Below are 4,896 nucleotides of genomic sequence, written 5' to 3' on the forward strand. Positions count from 1 at the left end.
TTTGGTGTTAAATCTTCAATGATGGTGTCTTTTTGATCTATTTGACCTTGTAGGTAATTCAAAAAGCCAATCATAGCTTTTGGACTTGAATAGTCGATTTGTGGTGTTACTGCTTGCTTTTCCAACTCTTGCCAACGGTCTATAATCCTAGCGCGTAATGTCATGCTGTAACCAGATACGAGAATTAAGCATTCACGTTTGGGGAGGTTATAACAAGGGAGAGTGCGACCAGTTGAATCTTTGTAAAAACCTACAAATTCACTCAGCCCAAATTTGGGCTCAGTACTTTTAGAGTGCAGCTCTTCAAGCATTTGCTTAATATCACGCATAACGTGTTTATGTTGTTTACTACACAATTCTGCAATTTCACGACTAGACATGGTTGGAATTGTTGTGTTTTGAAAATTTCTTTTAGATGTTGTGATAAAATTATGCATGCTTCACTCCGTTCGTTGTGACAACATTGTCATTGTGCTTAATTTGCTGTCTTAGATGTCTTAAGAAATCTTCTAATGTTTCAGGATTTGAATAATCGATTTTTGAATTTGCTTTTTTTTCGCATTTCAGAAAATATTCACGCACTTGTTTACCTTTGAGACCAGGTTCACAAATGGCAATGTGTTTTGCTGTGTCTAAAGTGAGAGCATAATCTTTAAAAGGATTTCCACGTGAGGAGTTTGATAATTCTTTAGTAGAAAGTACAAAGTCGACATCTTCTCTAAAGCTAAGTTCTTTAATACAGTTTGTTATCCACTTTCTAAACTCGGTTTTTACCTCTAAAAAGGTATATAAATCACGAGCGCTAATAGTTTGAACCTTTTGATGCTGAATAATATTGTATTGAGTAGCAAGAAGCTTTTCCATTACGAACCTCATGTTGATGGGATTGATGAATGAAAGGGGGCGCTTTTAAAAGCGCCCTTTAGAATTTTTAAAGCACATCACAAGGACGCAAACGGTGTTGTTGTTCGTAGGTACCGTAAATCTCATCATTATATTTTTCGTCTGCTAAATCAGATAAAAGATCGTGGTAAGCATCACTTTCACGTACAAAGTCATGAACTTTACTATCCTCATGGAGATGTTCGATATTTTCTTTTACATATGCTTCTGCAATTTCTTCAGAGATATCTTCACAATTATTCTCAGAAGGATTTATACGAAAGATTTGGATTGCATCATCTACCTCATCAACAATGCTTAGAATTTGGCTTGCATCAAGTGGTCCAGACTCTGCAATGTGTTGATCTTTATCGTAGGCAACTAATAAAATTTCATTGGAATTTATAAGAATTGGATTTTCCATAATTGCTCCTCCCTAACGCCTCTTGGCAATTGTTTGTGCGTGGTTTATGAGATATTTATACCATTATGGTAATATTAAGTCAATACCAAAATGGTTATTTTTTTATTTTATATTTGGAAGGGGCGAAATAATGGATAAAAATCTATTGATTGATGAAAAAATATTAGCGTTTTGGAAAAAATTAACAGAGGATGAAAAAAAGAAATTTATTATTTCTTTTCTTGATAAAATGAAGAAAGAAGATCAAGAAGTTTAACTTTGTTATCATAACTTAGATGTTCGAGCATATCTTCTATTTGTGCATCTAAGTTATTTGTCTCCTGTTCTGAAAACATCAATTGTTTAGGGGTAACGGATAAGTGAGGTGCTAAACGTATAGCCCATTCTTTTGTTAATTTCCGATGACCATTTTCTAAGCGAAAAATCTGTGGTTGACTCGTACCTGCTAATTCAGCTAACTTTTTAGAGCTTAAGCCCATTTTCTCTCTGAAAAATTTTAAGTTATTCATGATTCTTATCCTATAAAAAAATTTTTATCTTTCAAATACCAATACGGTAAAAATCTCTTGCACTAAAAATACCACTATGGTATGATTTGGGAATGTTTAAGCTAAAATCATATTTATTGAAGAATAATATTACTTACGCTGAGTTTGCAGCCTCTATAGGTGTTACACAGACATCAATAGCGCGTTACATAAATAAGAAGAGATTTCCTCAGCCTAGGATAATAAAGCAAATAGCAAAGATTACGGATAATTATGTAAGTCCTAGTGATTGGTATCAAGAAAATTTTACTACTGCAATACAAGAAAAAGCAACGCCTTCTTTTGTCAAGGGTTCCACTGTTTGCATGAAGCCATGTGAACAAAATGAAATGTTGCAATCTCAATATGAAGAAAAGAATGAACAGCAACAGCAGCCTTCACACTCTTAAAGAAGAAAGATCATGAGAAACGGAATATTGAAGAAACTCTACACACGGATTTGTAGATTAATAGGTTGTAATACGAAAATTGAGAATGGAGATAAGTTTGTGAAAGAATTTATACAAATACCGGATCGTGATTGTAGCATAGAAGATCTTATAAAACGACATAGAACTCATACAAAAGTTCTTGCAAAACAAGAAGAATGGCATAAGTCACAATTTGATAATTGGATGAGATGGCATGAAGCAACTCTTGCAGAGCGAGATAAGTCAATTGAACAACAGCAAGTAGTACTTGAAAACCTATCCTCTTTAATTAAGCAAAAAAATGAAACGCTATACAGCCAAAGGCTAAAGTTAGCTTCACAGATGAAAGTTATTGATGAATTAAACAATAAAATCACTGAGTTAATCAACAAAAAAGAAGAACCGAGATTGATCGATTTTATTTTTGCAGGAGAAGTTTTTTAACTTGCGTCATTTGAGCCAAAAATGAGGATTGTTAATTAACAATGAATCATTGCGAGGTTCCTTTTTCAAAAACATTTTGCAAGACAGGCAATCACAACGCGCCCTGTCACAACAGCAGCATTTAGACTCTTAAAAAGAAAGATCAGAGATGATAGATGTCCCACAAATCTCCATAAGCAAAGTTCAGTTGATTGATCTTGTTAATAAGATTGGACGGGAAGACATATATTATGGTGTCCGTTCGCCTCAAGATACATGTTTTGAAACACGCATAGATCCCTTATCAAATGGTTGTCTTGTCTATATACTGCATAGTATCTTTGCACGTGATGATAAAAAATATTTTCCGTTATCGCCGTACGATGATTTTAATAAATGGTTTTTATCTGTGTTTACGCAAGCTTTTACAACTTGGTTTGATAATTATTTTTCTCAAGAGCTGTCATCTTTTTATCGCTTAAATGAGCTAATCTTATTTATAGCCTTAGTCAAAAATAGGCTTGATTTCTTAAGGGATAAACTCATCGAAAAAAGAGAAGAAGAAATCAAATTAATAAATGATGCGTGTAGTGTGCGTCTGAATCTGAGTTAATCCAATTTTTTAAAACTTATAACTACGCGCTCTGTCATAGCACACATATAAATACTTAGAGCTTTAAAGGGGGGATTATGATCACTAACGCACAAACCATTTTATGTCTTGATCTAGGGACTAAGACAGGCTGGGCGATATGCGGTGCGGATGGTCATATAACAAGCGATACAGAAGATTTTCAATCACGCCGTTTTGAAGGCGGTGGTATGCGTTATTTACGCTTTAAACGGTGGCTTACTGAACTAAAGAGATCTGTTGATGAAATTGACGCGGTGTATTTTGAAGAGGTGCGCCGGCATGTGGGTACAGACGCTTCTCATATTTACGGAGGCTTTCTAGCAACCTTAACAGCGTGGTGTGAACATCATCAGATACCATATGAAGGCATTCCTGTTGGCACAATTAAGAAGGCAACAACAGGAAAAGGTAACGCCTCAAAAGTAGAAATGATTAAGGCGGTGTGTGCAAAAGGACATACGCCTAAAGACGACAACGAAGCAGATGCTTTAGCAATTTTATATTTAATGAAAGAAGGGGGCGCGCATGTCTAATGCAATGCCATGGATAAGATTCCATTTGTATGACTGGATAAGTGGTACAAATGGAATGACATCTGAACAACGGGGGGTTTATATAACCCTTCTCGTTTGCATGTATGAAAAAAAAGAACCACTTAAAACAGATTTTCAAACGCTTGCACGCGTTTGTCATTGTTCGCAGAAAAAATTTGCAGCTATTGTCGAATATCTCATGAGAAATAATAAACTTGTTGAGACAGATAATGGGTTGTGGAATACGCGCGTTGAAGACGAACTCAATAACCTCAGTGAAGAGCTAGATAATTTTACCTTTAATAATAATAAAGAACAGGAGGTAAAATATGTCAACTAAATTGGCTTGGACGAGACTTAATACAGACCAGTGGCTATTTAAACTCTCTGATTTACCACCTATGGAAGTCAATGTTTATGTGAAGTTGCGGATAAGAATGTTACACACGCGTGAGCCTCTTTTGAATGATGCACGAATATTATCTCATTTTACTTGTTGTTCAGTAAAAAGATTTGAAAAGGCGTTAAATTATTTATTTAGATCTGGACACATCATTTGTTTAGAAGATGGACGCTTGTGGAGTTTAGATGTTGAAGAAGAACTCAATAACTCAAATGAAAATTTAAATAAGTTTTCAGAGAGAGCAAAGAAAGCAGCGCAGGCAAAATGGGCAAAACATCATAAAGCAAAAACAATGAGTGATGATCAAGATGCTAAAAATGCTAAGCATGATGCTAACGGTATGCTTAAGGATGCTAAGCATGATGCTTGTGGGGATTTTAGCAATGCACAAGAAATGCTTAATGATGCCATTAACAATAACAATAACATATATAATAAAAAAACTAAAACTATCGTTTTAGCAAAAAAAGAAATTGGTTCTGAAAGTTTAGAAACAATCGATTTGGTTGACGAACCAACAGAGGTTGCTGCTGTTGAGGCCACATCAGAGCAAATCACAACCTCATCAGACAACCAACCTCCCATTCACGAGCAAGAGAACATTTCCCAAAAAGCAAAACGAGCGAAAGCTAATCGCGG

General features: G+C 35.2%; 9 protein-coding genes and 1 pseudogene. 6 read left to right on the forward strand and 4 right to left on the reverse strand.

What is annotated here, in order from left to right; translation table 11 throughout:
• The 4 genes from ACFIKO_RS08595 to ACFIKO_RS08610 form a co-directional block, all read right to left on the reverse strand.
• Positions 1–437, reverse strand: a 437-nt coding sequence (locus ACFIKO_RS08595) for a Rha family transcriptional regulator (RefSeq protein WP_375673789.1), incomplete at its 3' end; no start/stop codon positions are given.
• Entirely contained in the window at positions 430–864 is a 435-nt protein-coding gene (locus ACFIKO_RS08600; protein WP_375657641.1) for an antA/AntB antirepressor family protein, read from the reverse strand. The genes ACFIKO_RS08600 and ACFIKO_RS08595, both read right to left, overlap by 8 nt.
• Positions 865–931: 67 nt before the next feature.
• A complete protein-coding gene (locus ACFIKO_RS08605) occupies positions 932–1,306 on the reverse strand; it encodes a hypothetical protein (protein ID WP_375656019.1) in 375 nt (124 codons plus the stop codon).
• Between the two features lie 209 nt (positions 1,307–1,515).
• Complete coding sequence (locus tag ACFIKO_RS08610) at positions 1,516–1,815, reverse strand: helix-turn-helix domain-containing protein (RefSeq protein WP_015856266.1); 300 nt, start codon at positions 1,813–1,815, stop codon at positions 1,516–1,518.
• 92 nt (positions 1,816–1,907) lie between these two features.
• On the opposite strand from ACFIKO_RS08610, the gene ACFIKO_RS08615 reads away from it, so the two are divergent.
• The 6 genes and pseudogenes from ACFIKO_RS08615 to ACFIKO_RS08640 all read left to right on the forward strand — a co-directional run.
• On the forward strand, positions 1,908–2,243 hold the full coding sequence (locus ACFIKO_RS08615) for a helix-turn-helix domain-containing protein (RefSeq protein ID WP_375620493.1): 336 nt from the start codon (positions 1,908–1,910) through the stop codon (positions 2,241–2,243).
• A 99-nt stretch (positions 2,244–2,342) separates the two neighbouring features.
• Positions 2,343–2,708 carry a hypothetical protein gene (locus tag ACFIKO_RS08620; protein ID WP_208431513.1) on the forward strand — a complete coding sequence of 122 codons (366 nt, stop codon included), beginning with the start codon at positions 2,343–2,345 and terminating at the stop codon, positions 2,706–2,708.
• Between the two features lie 148 nt (positions 2,709–2,856).
• Positions 2,857–3,300, forward strand: a complete 444-nt coding sequence (locus ACFIKO_RS08625; protein ID WP_375673792.1) for a hypothetical protein — start codon at positions 2,857–2,859, stop codon at positions 3,298–3,300.
• Between the two features lie 77 nt (positions 3,301–3,377).
• Complete coding sequence (locus tag ACFIKO_RS08630) at positions 3,378–3,854, forward strand: crossover junction endodeoxyribonuclease RuvC (RefSeq protein WP_375673793.1); 477 nt, start codon at positions 3,378–3,380, stop codon at positions 3,852–3,854.
• Positions 3,847–4,194, forward strand: a complete 348-nt coding sequence (locus tag ACFIKO_RS08635) for a DUF1376 domain-containing protein (protein WP_375673795.1) — start codon at positions 3,847–3,849, stop codon at positions 4,192–4,194. Before ACFIKO_RS08630 ends, ACFIKO_RS08635 begins: the two co-directional genes overlap by 8 nt.
• Positions 4,184–4,896: pseudogene (locus ACFIKO_RS08640) on the forward strand (hypothetical protein); the annotation flags it as partial. The gene ACFIKO_RS08635 and the pseudogene ACFIKO_RS08640, both read left to right, overlap by 11 nt.

This window comes from Bartonella sp. TS82HLJMH, from assembly GCF_042193495.1.
Lineage (GTDB): Bacteria > Pseudomonadota > Alphaproteobacteria > Rhizobiales > Rhizobiaceae > Bartonella > Bartonella grahamii.